The organism is Methylophilus sp. 13 (genome assembly GCF_015354335.1).
In the GTDB taxonomy this organism is placed as follows: domain Bacteria; phylum Pseudomonadota; class Gammaproteobacteria; order Burkholderiales; family Methylophilaceae; genus Methylophilus; species Methylophilus glucosoxydans.
Genome location: NZ_JADKYR010000009.1, coordinates 1 through 19,038 on the forward strand (window position 1 = coordinate 1; position 19,038 = coordinate 19,038).

Sequence of the window (19,038 nt, forward strand, 5' to 3'; positions counted from 1 at the left end):
TTCCAAGGCATAGTGTTCTCCGCATTTATCCAATGCGAAAGTGTCAACTATGTCCTCGTACACCTGTCAACCATGTCCCCGGTCTATACAGCTTGCACAAAGATAAAGTAACCAAAAGAAAGTGCACCCTAGCTTCCGCTTATTCCCTGCGTTGCTCATCAAAATAAGCGCTCGCGGAACTCATCCTGGCGGCCTGCACAAACCGCAGGCCACCGCGGGATTCGGACAGCCGCTCGCTTGATCTTATTTTGCCTGTGCTACTCGGCGCGGCAGATAGGGGCCCGAAAAACCAATGAACGCCACCTTTTGCGAATTGAAGAAAAGAATAGTGTTTTTCAACGGTCCAACTTCAGGAGTGTGAGTTTGGCGAGATAAATCCCATCCCATCACGCTGAGTAGCGGAAACGAAGTGGGAGGGTTCGGCCATCGGCTGTTTGAGTTCCGCGGTGGCTTGCGTTCTTTGCAAGCCGTTAGGGCGAGTTTCGATGGCCGCCCACTTTGTTGAGCAACGCAAGGGAGCCGAAGGCCGTGATGGCTGGGTGCCCTCTTCTTTGGTTACTTTCTGTGGGGCAAGCAGCAGAAAGTAACTCGCCAAAAGGCGAAATAAATCTGCCGTTAAAATTCGATATTTAATTTAGTCATTTGCCACCCAGTCCCCACTCTTCCCACCATGTTTTTCCAGTACGCGAACACCTTGTATTGTCATACCTCTATCAATCGCCTTACACATGTCGTAAATCGTCAGCAGGCCAACCTGCACCGCGGTCAACGCTTCCATTTCGACGCCAGTTTGCCCGGTAGTTTCACATTGCACGCGGCAGGTGATTGTTTGTTGTGCTTCATCCGCCATAAAACTGACATCTACACGGCTTAGGCTAAGCGGGTGGCAGAGCGGAATCAGGTCGCTGGTTTTTTTGCTGGCCTGGATGGCGGCAATGCGGGCAATGCCGAGGACGTCGCCTTTTTTGGCGGTGCCTTGCAGGATGGTTTGCAGCGTGGCTGCCTGCATTTGAATCTGGCCTTCAGCGATGGCGATGCGTTTGGTGTGTGCTTTGTCACCGATATCGACCATATGGGCATGGCCTTGGGCGTTAAAGTGAGTGAGTCCGTTGTTGGCAGTTGACATAATTGGTCTTGAGCTCAGTTTGAGTGAAATCAGTGCGAGTGAAAAAGGATGAACTCGGGCAGTGAAGTCGTTATCATAACAAGTTTGGGTCTTTAGCACAGGGCACATGCGTTTTAAACCACTTCACATGGTATTTCAATCTGGCAATCTGCGTACACGTTGTGCGCGGCTGTTGCGCGGGTTGTGTTTGTGCGCACTGTTCATTGTGCCCGAGACGTCCTTGTTGGCAAATAACGCGACTGGTATTTTTTCTGGCAAGCCTTATGAGCCAGGTGATCTGGATGTCACCCTGCCTGCCGATTCATCTAATCAGCTGCCTGAGTTGGGTGACGCCTCACAAACCGTATTGTCATTGCGCGATGAAGAAAAAATTGCGCACCAGATTTTAAAGCAAGTCGCTACCGATGAAGATGTGTTCGATGATGCTGAGGTAACGGATTACCTGCAGGCACTGGGGACGCGGCTGGGGGCGAGTAGCCCGGACCGCGCTCAAAAGTTTTATTTTTTTGTGGTACAGGACAAGTCGATTAACGCTTTTGCCATGCCGGGCGGGGTCATTGGCGTCCATACCGGTTTATTCATTGCGGCCAACAGTGAGTCTGAGTTGGCCAGTGTGCTGGGGCACGAAATCGGCCATGTCACGCAGCATCACCTGGCGCGTATGCTTGCCTCTCAAAAGTACGATATGTTCAAAAATATCGCTGCGACGGCCCTGGCATTGCTGGTGGCACGCTCTAACCCGCAAGTGGGCATGGGCGCGATGACTGCGGCCTCTGCTGCCGGGATACAAAAGCAGCTGGATTACACGCGTGAGCACGAGCGCGAAGCAGATCGGGTCGGCTTGACCATTTTGCAGGATGCAGGCTTTGATGTGCGCGCCATGCCGGCCTTTTTTACCACCATGCAGCGGGCGACGCGCTTTTCGGATGGCAATATGCCCAGCTATTTGCGTACCCACCCGCTGACCAGCGAGCGGATTGCCGATATAGGCAACCGTGTACAAAACCTGCCTTATAAGCAGGTGAATGAAAGTCTGCCCTTTTTTATGATGCGGGCAAAAATCCGGGCTTTTCAAGGCGCGCCCCAGCAAATGGTAGAAGAGTTTCAGAACAATATTAACGAGGGCCGCTACCAGAATGAGCTGGCTGAACACTATGGCCTGGCTTACGCCTGGCTGCGTGTCAATCAGCCGCAAAAAGCACAGGCCGAGGTCGACTGGCTGGTTAAGCATGGCCTTTCCAGCCCTTATCTGGTGACCCTGCAAGGCTTGACCCTGGCCAAGTCGGGGCAGGTGGCACAGGCGCAAAACCGTTTTGTTCAGGGCTTGCAGCAATATCCGCAACATCGTGCGCTGGCGCAAGGCGAGGCTGAGTTATTGATCCGCAGCAATCAGTGGGCGCCGGCAGTCAGTTTTATCCAGAAACAGCTTGAGGCCTTCCCTGAGGACCCAAAACTGTATGACTGGCTGGCTGCCGCATATCAGGGCCAGGACAAACAGATGTTGCGGCATCAGGCGCTAGGGGAGTCTTATGTGCGCAAGTATGATTTGCCGCGGGCGATTGAGCAGTTTGAAATTGCCAGCAAGGCCAAGGATGGCGATTTTTACCTGCAATCCAAAGTCGAGGCCAGATTGAAAGCGCTCAGGGTGCAGCTCAAGCTGGAACAAGGGGATGACAAAAATGGATAGGAGGGCAGGATGGACAGACGTCGCTGGTTAAAAAACAGTGTGCTGCTGGCAGCGCTACCATTGTGGATCATCGCCCGCAAAGTGCAAGCGGCCACCTGGTTTGCTTCTGCCTTTGAGGCCAAGCAAACGGCACAAGTGTTGGCTGCGCTCAAAGCCACCGCGGTGCCTGTCGCCAGTGATCTCAGTATTGACGCACCGCAAAAAGCTGAAAACGGCGCCGTGGTGCAAATTGAGCTGAGCAGCACGCAGGCGGCGGGCAAACTGCGTAGTTTGCGCTTGCTGGCAGATGCCAATCCCACTCCCTTGATTGCGAGTTTTGAGTTAGGCAAGCAGGTATTGCCGAGGCTGGTGACACGCGTCAAGCTCGCGCAATCGGGGGAGGTGATCGCGTTGGCAGAACAGGGGAGTGGCCAGTTTGTGCAGCAGCGGCGTCAGGTGATCGTGCTCGAAGATGGTTGTGCCAGCAGCGAACGTGAAGAGCCGTTTGCCAGTAGCATGAAAATGCGAGCCCGCATGCTGGAGAGCAGCCCGCTGGGGAACCATGTCACTGAACTTAAAATCATTATTGTGCATCCCATGCGTACGGGTCGTAGCAAAAATGAAGATGGCCAGTTAATGCCCGCGCACTTTATGCAACTGATGCAAGTGGTGATGAATGGGCAGGTGATTGTAGATGCCCAGACGGGCACCGCGATTGCACGCAATCCCTATTTCACCTTTTATATACAGGATGCCAAGGTCGGCGATGTGATTACGGTAAACTGGCAGGATAACCGTGGCCTTGAAGGGCATGGACAAGTTACGGTGGCTGTATAGTTTGATAAAAATAATTTATTGATAAAATTAAAATAATCAATTTTACATATTGAATGTGTGTGTCTACAATGCACTCATTCGCTGTTGAAATGCAGCAATATTTAATGAAGTCTGTTTAATTAACCCACGTTCTAAATCATAAAGGAGAACTACATGTCATTGATTAACACACAAGTACAACCATTCAAGGCGCAAGCTTTTCACAACGGTAAATTTATCGAAGTGACTGACGAGTCTTTGAAAGGCAAATGGTCTGTGTTGATTTTCATGCCAGCAGCGTTCACTTTCAACTGCCCAACCGAAGTTGAAGATGCAGCTGACAATTATGCGGAATTCCAGAAGGCTGGTGCTGAAGTGTACATCGTGACCACCGATACCCACTTCTCCCACAAGGTTTGGCACGAGACTTCACCAGCAGTAGGCAAGGCGAAATTCCCATTGGTTGGCGATCCAACTCACCAATTAACCCGTGCATTTGACGTGCATATTGATGAAGAAGGTTTGGCATTGCGTGGTACCTTCGTGATCAACCCAGACGGCGTGATCAAGACTGTTGAAGTACACAGCAACGAAATTGCCCGTGATGTGAAAGAAACCTTGCGTAAATTGAAGGCTGCACAATATACGGCTGCTAACCCAGGCCAGGTGTGCCCAGCCAAGTGGAACGAAGGTGCAAAAACCTTGACGCCATCTTTGGACTTGGTAGGCAAGATCTAATCTCGTTGAGATTGGTATGAGCAACGCCCTGCGCCAGCAGGGCGCTCAGGAAAAGTCACTGAGTGGATGTGTTGTCACTGTGGTTTTTCCTGAGCGAGTTTCCCCCAACCATTTTTGATTGCCATGCATGATGGCCACGGTTTCTTGTTGCCTGAAGAAATGCACCAGCCGTGATTTTGGAGAATGAATATGTTAGATGACACCTTAAAAACCCAACTGCAGACTTACCTTGGCATGTTGCGCCAACCTATCCGTTTGATTGCTTCGCTGGATAGCAGCGAGCGTGCGGCAGAAATGCGTGAACTATTGCAAGAAATTGCCGCGCTGTCCGACAAGGTCAGCCTGGACGAGACTGGCGATGATGCACGCAAACCGTCATTCGTGATTGCCAAAGAAGGCGAAACCCATGGTGTGCGTTTCGCGGCGATTCCGTTAGGCCATGAGTTCACCTCATTGGTACTGGCGTTGTTGTGGACCGGCGGCCATCCACCAAAAGTGGAGCAGGATGTGCTTGACCAGATTAAGGCGCTGGATAGCGATTTGAATTTTGAAGTCTATATGAGCTTGTCTTGCCATAACTGCCCGGATGTCGTGCAGGCGACCACACTGATGACTGTGTTCAACCCACGCATCAAGACCACCGTGATTGACGGCGCGCTGTTTCAGGACGAAGTCAACGAGCGCAACATCATGGCGGTACCCGCCACTTTCCTCAATGGCGAGATGTTTGCCTCAGGCCGTATGCTGGTCGAAGAAATTCTGGCCAAGGTGGATACGGGCGTTGTTGCCAGAGAGGCCGAAAAGCTCAACGCTAAAGAAGCGTTTGATGTCCTGGTGGTTGGCGGTGGCCCGGCGGGTGCTTCAGCAGCAATTTATGCAGCCCGTAAAGGCATACGCACCGGCATCGTCGCTGAGCGCTTTGGTGGCCAGGTTAACGACACCCTGGCGATTGAAAACTTTATTTCAGTCAAAGAGACCGAGGGCCCTAAACTGGTCGCGGCGCTTGAAGAGCACGTGAAAACCTACGACGTGGATATCATGCCATTGCAACGTGCAGTTGGATTGGCCGAGCCTAGCAAAACCGACAGCAAACATGCTGGCTTGATTGAAGTGAAGCTAGAAAGCGGGGCGATTTTGCGCAGCAAGTCCGTGATTTTGGCCACCGGTGCACGCTGGAGAAATCTGAATGTGCCTGGCGAAGAAGCCTATAAAAATAAAGGCGTGGCCTACTGCCCACACTGCGATGGCCCGTTGTTTAAAGGCAAGCATGTCGCAGTGATTGGTGGTGGTAACTCCGGTGTGGAAGCCGCAATTGACCTTGCTGGTGTGGTTGGTCATGTCACCTTGCTGCAGTTTGATACTGAGCTGAAGGCAGATGCGGTATTGCAACGCAAACTGCGCTCACTTGAAAACGTGACGATTTTAACCAGCGCGCAGACCACTGAAATCACGGGGGATGGGACACGCGTCAATGGCTTGACATACACGGACCGCGTCTCTGGCGAGAGCAAGCATATCGCACTGGAAGGCGTGTTTATCCAGATCGGCCTAGTTCCCAACAGTGACTGGCTGAAAGGCACCCTGGACCTGAGCAAATATGGTGAAATTGAAATTAACCACCACAATGCCACTTCGTTGCCAGGCGTGTTTGCGGCCGGGGATGTCACAACGATTCCCTACAAGCAGATCATCATTGCCATGGGGGAAGGCTCGAATGCGGCACTGGGGGCATTTGATTACCTGATTCGTCAGTAATTGTGTTGGCAATAAAAAAACCTGCCTCGGCAGGTTTTTTTATGTGGTCTATTTTGAAAAACTGATCAGGAAGTTAGCGACAGTGAAACGGCTTCTGCCACCTTAATCCCATCTACCGCGGCTGACAGAATGCCGCCTGCGTAGCCTGCGCCTTCACCACAGGGAAACAAGCCTTTGGTGTTGATGCTTTGCAAGGTATCGTCGTTGCGTTTGATGCGGATCGGGCTGGAGGTGCGGGTTTCCACGCCAGTGAGGACGCCATCGGCCAGGTCAAATCCGGAAACTTGTTTGGCAAAAGCCGGGATCGCTTCACGCATGGCGCTAATCGCGAATTCAGGCAATGCCGTATCCAGGTTGGTCAAGTGCACACCGGGCGTGTAAGACGGCGTCACTTCACCAAATTGGGTCGAAGGGCGGTTAGCTAAAAAGTCGCCTATCAGTTGGCCGGGGGCTGAGTAATTACTGCCGCCGAGCACGTAGGCCTGGCTTTCAAGCTGGCGCTGGAATTCGACCCCGGCCAGCGGATGGCCGGGATAATCCACTTCCGGCGTGATGCCAACCACAATGCCGGCATTGGCGTTACGCTCGTTGCGGCTATATTGGCTCATGCCATTGGTCACCACGCGGTTGGGTTCTGAGGTGGCGGCAACGACCGTGCCGCCCGGACACATGCAAAAACTATACACACTACGGCCATTTTGCGCGTGATGCACCAGCCGGTAATCAGCTGCACCCAGTTTTTTAAGGATATCGTCGCTATAGCTTTTGCCATAGCGTGCGCGATCTATCAGGCTTTGTGGATGTTCAATGCGGAAGCCAATCGAGAACGGCTTGGCTTCAACATAAATGCCTCGCTCATACACCATCTCAAACGTATCCCGTGCGCTGTGACCGACGGCGAGCACTAGATGATTGGTCGGGATAAACTCACCGCTATGCAGAGTGACGCCCTGTACCTGCTCGTTCTCAATCGCAATATCGGTCACTCGGCTTTCAAAGCGGATCTCGCCGCCCAGGCTAATAATGGTATTGCGCATTTCTTCAACCATGCCGACCAGACGGAACGTTCCGATGTGCGGATGGCTGACGTAAAGAATTTCTTCTGGCGCCCCGGCCTTGACGAACTCCTGCAAGACCTTGCGGCCGTAATGTTTGGGATCCTTGATCTGGCTGTAGAGTTTGCCATCCGAGAACGTGCCCGCTCCGCCTTCACCAAACTGCACGTTGGATTCAGGGTTTAATGTGCGTTTGCGCCAGAGTCCCCAGGTGTCTTGGGTCCGCTTGCGCACTTCTTTGCCGCGTTCGAGCACAATCGGATTGAAGCCGGCTTGCGCGAGAATCAGCGCGGCAAAAATCCCGGCTGGGCCAAATCCCACCACAACAGGCCTGTGTGTCTTGGTCTGATTAGATTGTGCGACAAAGTGGTAGCTGGTATCCGGCGCCGGTTTGATGTGCGGGTCTTTTTTAAACCGTGCCAGTATTTTGGCTTCGTTTTTGACCTCGACATCCAGATTGTACACATACAATATGGCATGTGACTTGCGCGCATCCACGCCGCGCTTAAAGATCTCAAAGCGGAGCAGTTCGCTTTCGGGGATTTCAAGACGTCTGAGCAGCGCCGCCTTGATTTGGTCATCCTGGTGTTTGAGCGTATCTGCAAGCTCAATCGGTAGTTTGATTTCTGTGATTCTGAGCATAATGGGATAGTGGTTATCTATCAAAAGGCTATTTTATTATACTTGACAAGGCTTTATCATGATTTAGTTGGAAATTTTCCCTAAAAAACATGTGAGATTGTGACGATATAAAGTTTGTATGTTTAACTACAAGCGACGAATACTTATCCCACTAATCATTGCGGCTGCATTATTATGCATCTCAATGGCGGGGTTGTTTGTTGCCATGTATCAGCTCGTTGATTACTCAGAGCAAAAAGATCTGGTAGACAGGCAGCGCTACCAGGTGGTGACCTTGGGCAAGGCGATCACCAATGCCGAAAGTGGGCAGCGCGGTTATTTGCTCACTGGGCACACCTTGTTTTTGGATGCGCTGGAACAAGGACGTGATGAAGCCTCTAAAGTCATCGCACAGCTAGAAAATAGTTTGGCAATAGACTGTGCTGCGCGTCCCTTGTTAAACAAAATCAAACAGTTGGTGCAACAAAAATTTAATGTCATGGATAAAAGCGTGCAGGTACAGATGCATGCCGGTGAATATGCGCCACATCTTTCATTAAGCAGAGATCGCGGGCGTGAATTGATGAAGTTGATTGATGGGCATATGGCGCAGATTGACGAGCAACTGGTATTACAGCGTCAAGGCTTTGAGCAAGCGATCCGCAATCGCATCCTGGCTTCAGTCACGGTGGCGATTCTATTGAGTATTGTCATTATTAGCGTCTTGGTCTTTTCTTACCGCAGTACCACCCTTTTGCTGGAACAGGTCATGGAAAATCAGGCCGTAGCTAAGCAGCTTAGCCATCAGGCTGATCACGATTTGCTCACCAGCCTGCCAAACCGCCGCAGTGTGAATGTCTATCTGGAAAGCACTTACGAAATGGCCAGGATAGGCTCCAAGCAGTTTGCTGTCTTTTTTATGGATCTGGACGGGTTTAAACGGGTGAACGATGCCTATGGGCATGATGTGGGCGATGCCTTGCTGATTGAAGTGGCAAATATGTTTAAAAGAGTGCTGAGACAGTCTGACTTTCTGGCCCGTCAGGGCGGAGATGAGTTTGTATTGGTGGTGAGCAACTACTTACATCGGCTGGAGTTGACGCAGCTCGCGCAGCGCTTGATTTATTTGTTTGCGCAACCCGTGGTTGTGCGCGGGATTCCGTTGGAAATCGGGGTGAGTATCGGCATTGCCGAATACCCGCATCATGGCAAAAACGTGAAGCAGTTGTTGCATGTGGCAGATAAAGCCATGTACGACTCCAAGAAAAATGGCAAGAATCGTTTCAGTTTTGGCGAGTAGGCCGATGGCTGAATGAGGGAGCGCTCGTCGTGTGTTTGATTACCGCGTTGTCTGCAACTGACGCATTTTTTTGAGCATGGCGACGGTGACGGGCTTTTTGGTGGTCAACGACCATTTATCCAGTGCGTCCAGCACGGCCATCAGTGTCGGCAAATCCCGGCGCAAATAGCGCAAGCAGTAAGCAATCACCTCTTCGGGTAATTTCATGCCACGCTCATGCGCATGAGCACGCAAGGCCTCCGCTTTTTCACTGTCACTCAGCGGATGTAGTTGATAAACCAAGCCCCAGGCCAGCCTAGTCGCGAGGTCATCACGCAAGCCCATCTGGGTGGGCGCATGGCTGCCAGCGCTCACCAGTATGCCGCCTTCTGCCTTGATCTGGTTAAAAGTATCAAACAAAATGATTTGCGACTCTTCATCCAGCAGGTGCACATCATCGGCAATATGTGCCCCCAGGGCCTGTGCAGCCAGCAACAAATGGCTTTTGCCACTGCCAGACTCACCCCAGAGGTAAAGAAAACGGGTGGGGGCTTGTGCGGCCAGCACGGCATGTAAACTGGCCAGCGCCTCTTGGTTTTGGCCCACAATAAAGTTGTCAAAACCGGGCGCGGCCGGCGGCTGAATATTCAGTAGCAGTTGTTTCACGGCAGTCTTATCGCGAGGGATCACTCATCCAGGGTTTGGATCAGATTCGGCTCGCTATTCAAATAGGTTTCGCTACGCAAATAACTTTGTTTGGTATGGCGCAAGCCTACGGCAATCGCGGCACTCACCGGCAACGCAAGCAATACGCCGGCAAACCCAAATAATTGCCCACCAGCCATTAATGCGAGAATCACGATGACCGGGTGCAATCCGATGCGGTCGCCCACCAAAATAGGCGTAAGCAGAAAGCTTTCTACAAACTGGCCGACGCCAAATACCAGCAGGACCGGGACAACTTCTGGTAGCGAGGCAAACTGTAACAAGGCGAGCAAGACTGCCATCACAAAGGCCAAGGCAAAACCCAGGTAGGGGACAAAGCTTAACAAGCCGGCAATCATGCCGATGGAGAGCGCCATATCCAGCCCCACCAGCCACAGGCCGACGCTGTAAAACACGCATAGCGACAGCATGACGGAAAGCTGGCCACGCAAGAACTCTGCGACCACGCTGTCTACGTCTTTACAGATATGCTTTACCCGCGCGATCCAGTTGCGCGGGATCAGGTTGCCGGTTTCAGCCACCATGTGATCCCAGTCGCGCAGAAAATAAAACAACACCACGGGCAACAGGCAAATGTTGGCAAACATGCCAATCAGGTTAAGGCCTTTTTGCCCGGCGCTGAGCAAGAAACTCCCCAGCATGCTGCCTGCGGTTTGCCAGTGCTCGCTAATCAGTTTTTGGACAACGTTGCTGTCAATATCAAGGTGGATGCCAAATTTGTCGCGTAACCAGGGCTCTACCTGCTGATGGAAGTGATCGACCACGACCGGTAAGCGTTGCGCGATTAACTGCGACTGCTGTTGCAAGAGCGGAATCAAGATCAGCAACAGACCAATCAACGCCAAAATGACGCCAGTCATCACCAGCAAGGTGGCGACGGTACGGCCAAACTGCCAGCGGCCCAGGCCGGCTTCGCTCAGTTTGTCCACCATCGGGTCCAGCATATAGGCAATCACGGCAGCGGCCAGAAAAGGCGTGAGGATGGGCTCTAGCAGGTAAAACAGGTAAATGAAAATGCCGATCACAATCCACCAGCGATGATCACTGACAAACTGGGTAGCAATGGACTTGTGATGATCTTGGTCTGACATGGGTAGGGCGCATGCGCGAATCCGGCATAGGTCGAACTGGCAAGATGCGTTAAAATAATGATTATTTTAAAATTATACTGAATTTCGACGCGGTCTTACGCTTTGTTGCAAACATCTGCACATTGCCGGTAGTGCGTCACACAATTAATCGCATTGAAAGAAACGAGAGTATCTTGACGACTTCTTCAGATAAAACTTCTATTACCTACCGCGATGCCGGTGTAGACATTGAGGCGGGCGATGCCCTGATCGAACAAATCAAGCCCTTTGCCAAGCGCACGCTACGTCCTGAAGTCATGGGCGGGATTGGTGGCTTTGGGTCATTGTTTGCCATGCCAAAAAAATTCAAGGAGCCTGTGCTGGTTTCGGGCACCGACGGCGTGGGGACCAAGCTTAAATTGGCATTTCAGTTGAACAAGCATGACACTGTGGGTATAGACCTGGTGGCCATGAGTGTGAACGATATATTGGTGCAAGGCGCCGAGCCGCTATTTTTCCTCGATTACTTTGCCTGTGGCAAACTCGAAGTCGGCACTGCGGCTGCGGTGATCAAAGGCATTGCGCAAGGCTGTGAAGAGTCCGGTTGTGCGCTGGTGGGCGGTGAAACCGCTGAAATGCCAGGCATGTATCCTGCCGGTGAATATGATTTGGCTGGCTTTGCTGTTGGCTGTGTCGATAAAGCCAATATTATTGATGGGTCTACCATTCGTGCCGGTGATGTGGTGCTGGGCCTGGCTTCCAGTGGCGCGCACTCTAATGGCTACTCCTTGATCCGCAAACTGATCGAAACATCCGGGATTGATATGGAGTCAGATTTCCATGGCCGCAAATTCAAAGATGTGGTGATGGCACCGACCAAGCTGTATGTGAAGTCTATTCTCAAATTGCTGGAAACTTTGCCAGTCAAAGGCATGGCGCATATTACGGGTGGCGGTATCACCGAAAATATCCCGCGCGTGTTGCCTGAAGGCCTGACTGCAGAAATCCAGAAAGCCAGCTGGACGTTGCCACCCTTGTTCCAATGGTTGCAGGCACAAGGCAATATCGAACCGATTGAAATGTACCGCACGTTTAACTGCGGTATTGGCATGGCCGTGATTGTGGCGGCAGAGCACGCAGACCAGGCGCAAGCCGTGCTGGCATCAGCAGGGGAGACGGTTTACCGGATTGGTCAGATTCGCGCACAGCAAGCTGGCGAAGCCCCAACCGTGGTGGTGTAATGGCTGGCATGCAGCGTTTTTGCCGCCATCTAGCGTTCTGTCTGGCGATTGCAGGCTTGTTGGCCGCACCGTGCTTGTCTGCTGCGCCCAAGCAACTGACCGTCACCTATGATTTGTTGCAGCAAGGCGTCAGTATTGGCACCATCAAAGATCAGCTCAATGTCTCCTCAGGGCGTTACGAGATCAATTCCCTGGCGGAAGGTAAAGGCATTTACAAGCTGATGGGTGAGCGCACACTCTCCAGTCAAGGCCAGGTTATCTCGAATGCTTTACGTCCGGCACATTTTGAGTCACGCCAGTCCAAACATCCGAATAAAGCCTTGATCAGTGAGTTTGACTGGGCGAAAAAAATCCTCAATATGCAAATCAAAGACGAGCAGGAAACCGTGCCGTTGACCAAAAACGTACAGGATTTGCTAAGTGTGATGTATTGCTGGATGTGGCAGCCCCCTAAAGGTAAACAAATCAGCCTGGACGTGGCAACTGGTAAAAAACTCTCGCCCCACGCCTTTGTGATCACCGAAGAAAAAACACCGCTTGTCACCGAGGCAGGGACGTTTAATGTGATCAAACTGGCGGATACCGAGGGTGAGAAAACGTTATACCTGGCCAAAGAAAAAGGCTATCTGCCAGTCAAGCTGATTGTGCAAGATGATGGCAAACAGATGGAGCAGGTGATCACCAGCATCACCGGCCAGTGATGCCGTCAATGCTGGGAACTTAAACATGCCAGCGTCAGGGTTACGAGAAAAGATCACGCAGCATTTTTCGTGGCCGTTGTTTCTCGCTTTCTGTGTTTCTTTGTTGTTGCATGTGCTGGTGTTGAGTGAGGTCAATTGGCGGAGCTGGTTACCGGCAGAAGCGGAACAGCCAGCGCGATTGCAAGCACGTCTTGTGTTGCCAACCAAGTCCGCGCCAGTCGCTTCCAAGGTTGAGGCGCCGGCCTCTCGCCCTGCGCCTGCGGCGAAAAAGCGCTCTTCCGCGCAGCCACTTTCAGAACCGGCGACTGATCAGGGTGATCGTGTCGCGCCGGATGCTTTAAGCGAGTCATCGTCAGCAGATGTGAGCCAGTCAGGTCAGGATGCGCCTGCTGTGCCTGAGGCTGAGGCGGTGGCAGAACAAATTGCCGAGTGGCATGCCAGTGATCATCCAGAGGCAACGGACGATGAGCGGCCTGCCCCGCCATATCGGCATGTGCTGACCGAGTATGCGGTGTATGTGAATGGCGAGTCGCGCCCGGCCGGCAGTGCCAGCATTGAATATGTGCGCGAGACTGCAGAAAGTTATTCCTTACGCTGGCTGGTTGAGGGCAAGGGGCTGCTAAAATTGTTGTACCCCTCGCTTGAACAGCAAAGTCGCGGTGAAGTGGGGCCCGCTGGGCTCAGGCCTAGCTATTACCGTTATGCGTTTGGTAGCCGTGAAAGCAAAACCTATGAGGCGACCTTTAACTGGGCGATCGGTGAATTGACCCTCAAAACCAGCAAGGGTGAGCAAAAGCGCGAGTTGCCCGCCAATACGCAAGACATCCTGAGTTTTATGTATCAGTTTATGTTTGTACCGCCGCTGCAAGAAATGCGCGTGACATTAACCAATGGCCGCCGGCTGGGCGAATATGAGTATGTGTTTGAAGGTGAGGAGACGTTAGAGATTGCCGAGCAGTCTGTGTCTACCCTGCATATTGCGCACACCCGTGGTGACACAGATGAAAAAGTGGAATTATGGCTGGCCAGCGGCTATCGCTATGTGCCGGTTAAAATCAAAAAGCTCGAGAAAAACGGCATGGTGATTGAGCAAGTGGCCACGCGCTTGATCGCCGAATAACGCAAATATTGCAACTATCGTAAGTATTGAAAGAACCTGATGAACCAATCCCTGATGCGCCAGACGGCGATGCTGTTAAACGACCTGCTGAAATTTGAAAGTCCGGCCGATGCCAAGCTCGGCGAATTTTTCCGTCAGCATCGCGAGCTGGGCACCAAAGACCGTGCTTGGGTGGCTGAAACCGCCTACGGCGTCTTGCGCCGCTATCGCTATTTGCGTGAAGTGAGTGTCAGCGAGCCCGATGAACAAGAAGACACACGCAAGCTCATTATCGCCTTGCTGCTTAAAATAGAGGGCAAAAGCATCCGTGACTTGGATGAGATGCTCGACGAGCGTCAAAAAGAATGGGCCGTTACCATCAAAGCCAAAAACAGTGAAGGCTTTGCGCCAGCAGTGCTGGCCGATGTGCGCGACTGGTTCTGGCAAAAGCTGGTTGAACAATATGGCGAGACAGAAGCCATGACCATCTGCCGCAGCATGTTTGAGCAAGCCAGTCTGGATTTGCGCGTCAACACCATCAAGGCCAGCCGTGAAGAAGTGCTGGCTCGAATGCTGGCTGAAAACACGGTTAAAGATAATGTGATCACGCCTACGCCATACTCCCCCGTCGGCATCCGTATGGGTTCGCGCCTCAATATCGGCAAACACATCCTGTTTACCGAAGGCAAAATCGAGGTGCAAGATGAAGGTAGCCAGTTGCTCAGCTATCTGGTTGCACCCAAACGCGGCCAGATGGTGGCAGATTTATGCGCAGGGGCAGGTGGAAAAACCCTGGCTCTTGGCGCACTCATGAAAAACACCGGTCGCCTCTATGCCTTTGATGTCTCGGAAAAACGCTTGAATAATCTGGGCCAGCGCCTCAAACGCAGTGGCTTATCCAACCTGCAAGCACAATTGATTAACAACGAAAACGACCTCAAACTCAAACGCCTCAACGGCAAGTTTGACCGCGTGCTGGTCGACGCCCCTTGTAGCGGTCTCGGCACCCTGCGCCGCAACCCGGATTTAAAATGGCGCCAAGCTGAAGAAGATGTGGCTGAACTGAATATCAAACAAACCAACATCCTCGCCCGCGCCGCCAAGCTCTGCAAAGCCGGTGGCCGCGTGGTGTATGCGACCTGTAGCTTGTTACGTGAAGAAAATGAAGCCATCGCCGAAGCCTTTCTTGCTGCACACCCTGACTTCAAACTCATCCCTGCCAATGAAGTTTTAGCCCAGCAAAATATTGCGATGGATACAGGTGACTATCTGAAATTATTGCCTCACCTGCATGGCACGGATGGGTTTTTTGCGGCGGTGTTTGAAAAGTTTGCTTAATTGGCTAAGGCGTACCTACTGGCGGTACGCCAAGTGGTCTGCTAAGTTTAGGCCTTGCAATAAGGCTGTCTTAAGAGCTGGTTATGCATTAAGCCTATTCCCCTTTCAATGCTGTGATTACTCACCCGAGTTGCAGTATGATGTTTCCAAGCCATTGTTCCCTTAAAATGCCAAAAAAATGAAATTCCCCAGCCTCAACGTTCAAATATTCATTGCTGCCATTGGGGGTGTCTTTTTTGGCTGGTTGGCGCATACCGGTGAACATGGGGTGGCGCTTTATGCGGCGAACTTAGTGGGCACTTTGTTCATTGATTTGTTGAAAATGGTGATGATCCCATTGGTGTTTTGCGCGATTGTGACTGGTATCGCTAATCTGCGCCAGCATCGCCAGATCGATGTGGTGTGGAAAACGACTTTGCTGTTTTTTGCTACCACGACCATCATCGCGGTGGTAATTGGGTTGACTGCAAGTCATCTTTTTAAACCGGGGGCAGGGCTGCATCTGGAAATGTTTTCGCATGCCATGCAGCAGTTTGAATCCAGGCAGATGAGCCTGCCCGAGTTTTTCACACAGTTTTTGCACGGCATATTCATTGATCCATTCAAGGCGCTGGCCGAGGGTAATATTCTGGCGATTGTGGCTTATGCCATGTGTTTGGGCATTGCGCTGGTGATGGCGTCCGAGCGCTATCCGCAATGGCTGGCGTTGTTTGAAGAGGGCATGGGTCTAAGCATGCAGATGATTGGTTGGATCATGCGGCTGGCACCATGGGGGATTGCTGCACTGTTATTCAAGCTGGTCGCAACGCAGGATATGAGCCTGTTTGCCTCTTTGACCAAGTTTATGCTGGTGGTGACCGGGACGACCTTGTTTCATGGCGTGATTGTTTTACCGGTCTTGTTGTTTCTGTTTACAGGCAAACATCCTGTGTGGTTTTTGCGGCAAGCCCGGGAGGCGTTGGTGACGGCATTTGCCACCAGTTCTAGCAATGCGACCATGCCGGTGACGATGCGTTGTACGACGCAAAACATGCATGTGAAGCCTGAAATTGCCGGGTTTGTGGTGCCGCTAGGGGCAACCATGAATATGGATGGCACTGCCCTGTATGAGGCGGCAGCGGCCTTGTTTGTGGCACAACTGGCCGGGATTGATTTGTCGCTGGGGCAGCAGTTGGTGGTGTGTTTAACCACCATGATCGCGGCCATGGGGGCCCCGGGGATTCCCAGTGCGGGCATGGTGACCATGGTGATGGTGTTACAAAGCGTGGGATTGCCGGCTGAAGCCATTGCCATTTTGTTGCCTATAGACCGCTTGCTCGATACCGTCCGTACTGCCGTCAATGTCGAGGGCGATATGATAGGCAGTTTGGTGGTACAACATCGCATTGAAAAATTAGCACACTAAGGTCATGACTGAGTTAGAGATTAGACCTGCGCAAGCGCAGGAGGCCGACATCATCGCGGCACTGGTGAATCGTGCGTATCGCGGCGAGAGCAGCCGGGCAGGATGGACCACGGAGGCTGATTTGCTCGATGGCAAGCGTACCACGCCAGAGGAGGTGCTGAGTTTGCTCGCTCGGGATGATATTCAGATACTCACCGGCTGGGTGGCATCACAATTGACGGTGACGCTGTGTGCCGAATGGCATGCTGTACAGCAGACCGTGCATCTGGGCATGATTGCCGTAGAGCCGACTGCGCAGAACCGCGGGTATGGCAAAACAGTGATTCTGGCGGCTGAGCAATGGGCGGTGGAGCATTGGCAGGTGCGGGCCAGCCAAATGGTGGTTGTCAGTCTGCGGCAGGCATTAATCGCGTTTTATCAGCGGCTGGGTTATCAGCCGACCGGGGAGGTCAGGCCGTTTCCCTACCAGCCAGAGATGTGGCAGGCCAAGGTCGAAAACATGCAGCTGATCACCCTGCAAAAGCCGCTTGGCTTAAGTTGAGGCTATCGTGGCAATCATCCAACATCAGGCAATTGTCGTCGGTGTATCACAAGACGCTTGACCATTTTTGCCAATCCACGTAAATTGCCCAACCTTATGAACAAGCAATTTTTCTCAACTATTGTGTTGGCAATGCACCGAAAGGCATTGTGGCTGGTCGCCACAGCGTGCCGCGGTTGCTGCTTGTCGTAAATCTCATGCAACCGCGGGCTCTCCGCGGTTGATCTGTTGTCCCTCCCTCCCGGCGAGCCCTTTTATTTAGGGCACATATGAAAGACGCGACTCACCCCTATTACGGTGCCATGTTGGTACTGTTATCCTCCGTGGCCTTTTCGTCAAAAGCGATTATGGTCAAGCTGGCCTATGCCTATCATGTAGATGCAGCGACCTTGATCTCCTTGCGGATGGCGTTTGCTATTCCTTTCTTCGCTGCACTTGGCTGGTGGGCTATGCGCCAAGGCACGCCTGTGCGTATGGCGCGCCACGACTGGTGGAAGCTGGCATTGTTAGCGATGGCTGGCGGGTATGGGTCGATGTGGCTTAATTTTGAAGGCTTGCGTTATGTCTCTGCCGGGCTGGAACGAGTCATTTTATTCCTATACCCAACCTTGGTCGTTGTGATGAGTGCGATTTTTCTTAAACACCAGATTACCCGGCGTGAGTGGTTTGCCATGGTGACCAGCTATGCAGGTGTCGTGCTGGTAGTCTGGCATGATGTGGCGCTAGCGGGATTCGATTCTGCAGACACCTTGTATGGTGCTGGGCTGGTGTTACTTAGTGCGATTGTCTATGCCGGTTATTTACTGGTGAGCGGGCAACTGATTCCCAAGTTGGGGGCCAGCCGCTTTACTGCGTTGACCATGGGTCTGGCCGCGCTCGCTAGCGCTACACATTTTGCCTGCAATGGTTCGTATGAAAAGGTGGCCTCATTCCCGCAGGCGGTATACATGCTGGCTTTGTTGATGGCGCTGGTGGCGACTGTTCTACCTTCGATGTTGATGAATCTCGGCATCCAGCAATTGGGGAGCCGCAAAGTCTCGCTGATCAGTGCGATTGGTCCGGTCTCTACCATTTTGCTTGCTTACCTGTTCCTGGGCGAGCACCTTTCATGGGTACAGGGGCTGGGTACCCTGCTGGTGCTGGCCGGGGTGATGGCAGTGAGCCTGGATAAGGCTACGAAGGCTTAAGCATTCGTAGAGAGGCGCTGCCAGTCAAAAAACGGGCCGGGGTCGGTTTTACGCCCCGGTGCGATATCAGCGTGGCCGACAATATGCTGGATGGGATAGCGTTGCTGTAGCGCCTTGACCAAGGCTTGCAAGGTGACATATTGCGCATCTTCAAACGCCTCAATATCACAGCCTTCCAGTTCAATGCCAACTGAAAAGTCGTTGCATCGTTCGCGGCCTTGCCATTGTGAAACGCCGGCATGCCATGCCCGCTGCGCGCAACTCACATACTGCAATAGCTCACCGGTACGGCGGATCAGAAAATGTGAAGATACTCTGAGTTGCGCAATTTCTGCGTAGTAAGGGTGTTCGTCCGCATTCAGCCGGTTGGTGAATAACTGTGTAATGCCCTCGCCGCCATATTGTTGCGGTGGCAGGCTGATGTTGTGGATCACGATCATGTCGATGGCCGCATGCTCAGGCCGGTCGTCCTGATTGGGCGAGGTGATGATGCGCGCATGACTGGCAAAGCCAGCATGATCAATTTCTATCATGGGTGACAAGTAGCGTGACATATAAACATTGTAGGTGAATTTGACCGAATTGCGTTATGATTTCGCCCGCGTGCACACCTTTGGCATGCACATGCGGATCGGGCGGTGGACGCATGCAGGATTCATGACCGCCAGACAGGG

Annotated in this window: 17 protein-coding genes; 12 read left to right on the top strand and 5 right to left on the bottom strand. The window is 52.3% G+C overall.

Translation table 11 applies throughout. From position 1 onward, the window contains the following. Positions 1-634: 634 nt before the first annotated feature. Positions 635-1,126 carry a cyclic pyranopterin monophosphate synthase MoaC gene (gene moaC / locus INP77_RS14465; protein WP_194749789.1) on the bottom strand — a complete coding sequence of 164 codons (492 nt, stop codon included), beginning with the start codon at positions 1,124-1,126 and terminating at the stop codon, positions 635-637. Positions 1,127-1,253: 127 nt separating this feature from the next. Between moaC and INP77_RS14470 the strand changes: the two genes are divergently transcribed. The 4 genes from INP77_RS14470 (at position 1,254) to ahpF (ending at position 6,101) form a co-directional block, all read left to right on the top strand. Further along, positions 1,254-2,813 carry a M48 family metalloprotease gene (locus INP77_RS14470; RefSeq protein ID WP_194749790.1) on the top strand — a complete coding sequence of 520 codons (1,560 nt, stop codon included), beginning with the start codon at positions 1,254-1,256 and terminating at the stop codon, positions 2,811-2,813. 9 nt (positions 2,814-2,822) lie between these two features. After that, entirely contained in the window at positions 2,823-3,629 is an 807-nt protein-coding gene (gene soxZ, locus INP77_RS14475) for a thiosulfate oxidation carrier complex protein SoxZ (RefSeq protein ID WP_194749791.1), read from the top strand. A 153-nt stretch (positions 3,630-3,782) separates the two neighbouring features. Next, the gene (gene ahpC, locus INP77_RS14480) at positions 3,783-4,346 is read left to right on the top strand and encodes an alkyl hydroperoxide reductase subunit C (protein ID WP_018987528.1); all 564 of its coding nucleotides are present in this window, start codon (positions 3,783-3,785) and stop codon (positions 4,344-4,346) included. Positions 4,347-4,535: 189 nt separating this feature from the next. Then, positions 4,536-6,101, top strand: coding sequence for an alkyl hydroperoxide reductase subunit F (gene ahpF / locus INP77_RS14485; protein WP_194749792.1), 1,566 nt, complete (start codon positions 4,536-4,538; stop codon positions 6,099-6,101). Positions 6,102-6,166: 65 nt separating this feature from the next. Here ahpF and INP77_RS14490 read toward each other — a convergent pair whose 3' ends face one another. Further along, positions 6,167-7,798 carry an NAD(P)/FAD-dependent oxidoreductase gene (locus tag INP77_RS14490; RefSeq protein ID WP_194749793.1) on the bottom strand — a complete coding sequence of 544 codons (1,632 nt, stop codon included), beginning with the start codon at positions 7,796-7,798 and terminating at the stop codon, positions 6,167-6,169. 184 nt (positions 7,799-7,982) lie between these two features. Between INP77_RS14490 and INP77_RS14495 the strand changes: the two genes are divergently transcribed. Beyond that, positions 7,983-9,077: a diguanylate cyclase gene (locus tag INP77_RS14495; protein ID WP_194749794.1), complete on the top strand. Its 1,095-nt coding sequence runs from the start codon at positions 7,983-7,985 to the stop codon at positions 9,075-9,077. A 39-nt stretch (positions 9,078-9,116) separates the two neighbouring features. On the opposite strand, the gene INP77_RS14500 is transcribed toward INP77_RS14495, so the two are convergent. Both INP77_RS14500 and INP77_RS14505 read right to left on the bottom strand, forming a co-directional pair. Continuing rightward, positions 9,117-9,722, bottom strand: a complete 606-nt coding sequence (locus INP77_RS14500) for a DnaA/Hda family protein (RefSeq protein WP_194749795.1) — start codon at positions 9,720-9,722, stop codon at positions 9,117-9,119. 20 nt (positions 9,723-9,742) lie between these two features. Then, positions 9,743-10,873 (bottom strand): AI-2E family transporter, encoded by a 1,131-nt coding sequence (locus INP77_RS14505; protein WP_194749796.1) that lies wholly within the window; start codon positions 10,871-10,873, stop codon positions 9,743-9,745. Between the two features lie 170 nt (positions 10,874-11,043). On the opposite strand from INP77_RS14505, the gene purM reads away from it, so the two are divergent. From purM to INP77_RS14540, 7 genes are all read left to right on the top strand, one after another. Then, positions 11,044-12,093: a phosphoribosylformylglycinamidine cyclo-ligase gene (purM, locus tag INP77_RS14510; RefSeq protein WP_194749844.1), complete on the top strand. Its 1,050-nt coding sequence runs from the start codon at positions 11,044-11,046 to the stop codon at positions 12,091-12,093. After that, the gene (locus INP77_RS14515; RefSeq protein ID WP_194749797.1) at positions 12,093-12,794 is read left to right on the top strand and encodes a DUF3108 domain-containing protein; all 702 of its coding nucleotides are present in this window, start codon (positions 12,093-12,095) and stop codon (positions 12,792-12,794) included. Before purM ends, INP77_RS14515 begins: the two co-directional genes overlap by 1 nt. Before the next feature lie 25 nt (positions 12,795-12,819). Then, positions 12,820-13,914, top strand: a complete 1,095-nt coding sequence (locus INP77_RS14520) for a DUF3108 domain-containing protein (protein WP_194749798.1) — start codon at positions 12,820-12,822, stop codon at positions 13,912-13,914. Between the two features lie 39 nt (positions 13,915-13,953). Beyond that, positions 13,954-15,231 carry an RsmB/NOP family class I SAM-dependent RNA methyltransferase gene (locus INP77_RS14525; protein WP_194749799.1) on the top strand — a complete coding sequence of 426 codons (1,278 nt, stop codon included), beginning with the start codon at positions 13,954-13,956 and terminating at the stop codon, positions 15,229-15,231. A 178-nt stretch (positions 15,232-15,409) separates the two neighbouring features. Then, the gene (locus INP77_RS14530; RefSeq protein ID WP_194749800.1) at positions 15,410-16,636 is read left to right on the top strand and encodes a dicarboxylate/amino acid:cation symporter; all 1,227 of its coding nucleotides are present in this window, start codon (positions 15,410-15,412) and stop codon (positions 16,634-16,636) included. 4 nt (positions 16,637-16,640) lie between these two features. Beyond that, positions 16,641-17,177, top strand: a complete 537-nt coding sequence (locus tag INP77_RS14535; RefSeq protein WP_194749801.1) for a GNAT family N-acetyltransferase — start codon at positions 16,641-16,643, stop codon at positions 17,175-17,177. 269 nt (positions 17,178-17,446) lie between these two features. Beyond that, entirely contained in the window at positions 17,447-18,364 is a 918-nt protein-coding gene (locus INP77_RS14540) for a DMT family transporter (RefSeq protein ID WP_194749802.1), read from the top strand. On the opposite strand, the gene ampD is transcribed toward INP77_RS14540, so the two are convergent. Continuing rightward, a complete protein-coding gene (ampD, locus tag INP77_RS14545; RefSeq protein WP_194749803.1) occupies positions 18,361-18,918 on the bottom strand; it encodes a 1,6-anhydro-N-acetylmuramyl-L-alanine amidase AmpD in 558 nt (185 codons plus the stop codon). The genes INP77_RS14540 and ampD overlap by 4 nt on opposite strands. Between the last annotated feature and the right edge of the window lie 120 nt (positions 18,919-19,038).

Excerpts from the sequence above, each read along its gene's own strand:
- INP77_RS14525 (WP_194749799.1), top strand. The coding sequence starts at position 13,954 with ATGAACCAATCCCTGATGCGCCAGACGGCGATGCTGTTAAACGACCTG.
- INP77_RS14520 (WP_194749798.1), top strand. The coding sequence starts at position 12,820 with ATGCCAGCGTCAGGGTTACGAGAAAAGATCACGCAGCATTTTTCGTGG.
- soxZ (WP_194749791.1), top strand. The coding sequence starts at position 2,823 with ATGGACAGACGTCGCTGGTTAAAAAACAGTGTGCTGCTGGCAGCGCTA.
- INP77_RS14490 (WP_194749793.1), bottom strand. The coding sequence starts at position 7,798 with ATGCTCAGAATCACAGAAATCAAACTACCGATTGAGCTTGCAGATACG.
- INP77_RS14530 (WP_194749800.1), top strand. The coding sequence starts at position 15,410 with ATGAAATTCCCCAGCCTCAACGTTCAAATATTCATTGCTGCCATTGGG.
- INP77_RS14470 (WP_194749790.1), top strand. The coding sequence starts at position 1,254 with ATGGTATTTCAATCTGGCAATCTGCGTACACGTTGTGCGCGGCTGTTG.
- INP77_RS14495 (WP_194749794.1), top strand. The coding sequence starts at position 7,983 with ATGGCGGGGTTGTTTGTTGCCATGTATCAGCTCGTTGATTACTCAGAG.
- ahpF (WP_194749792.1), top strand. The coding sequence starts at position 4,536 with ATGTTAGATGACACCTTAAAAACCCAACTGCAGACTTACCTTGGCATG.
- INP77_RS14540 (WP_194749802.1), top strand. The coding sequence starts at position 17,447 with ATGAAAGACGCGACTCACCCCTATTACGGTGCCATGTTGGTACTGTTA.
- INP77_RS14505 (WP_194749796.1), bottom strand. The coding sequence starts at position 10,873 with ATGTCAGACCAAGATCATCACAAGTCCATTGCTACCCAGTTTGTCAGT.
- ampD (WP_194749803.1), bottom strand. The coding sequence starts at position 18,918 with ATGTCACGCTACTTGTCACCCATGATAGAAATTGATCATGCTGGCTTT.
- moaC (WP_194749789.1), bottom strand. The coding sequence starts at position 1,126 with ATGTCAACTGCCAACAACGGACTCACTCACTTTAACGCCCAAGGCCAT.
- INP77_RS14515 (WP_194749797.1), top strand. The coding sequence starts at position 12,093 with ATGGCTGGCATGCAGCGTTTTTGCCGCCATCTAGCGTTCTGTCTGGCG.
- ahpC (WP_018987528.1), top strand. The coding sequence starts at position 3,783 with ATGTCATTGATTAACACACAAGTACAACCATTCAAGGCGCAAGCTTTT.
- INP77_RS14535 (WP_194749801.1), top strand. The coding sequence starts at position 16,641 with ATGACTGAGTTAGAGATTAGACCTGCGCAAGCGCAGGAGGCCGACATC.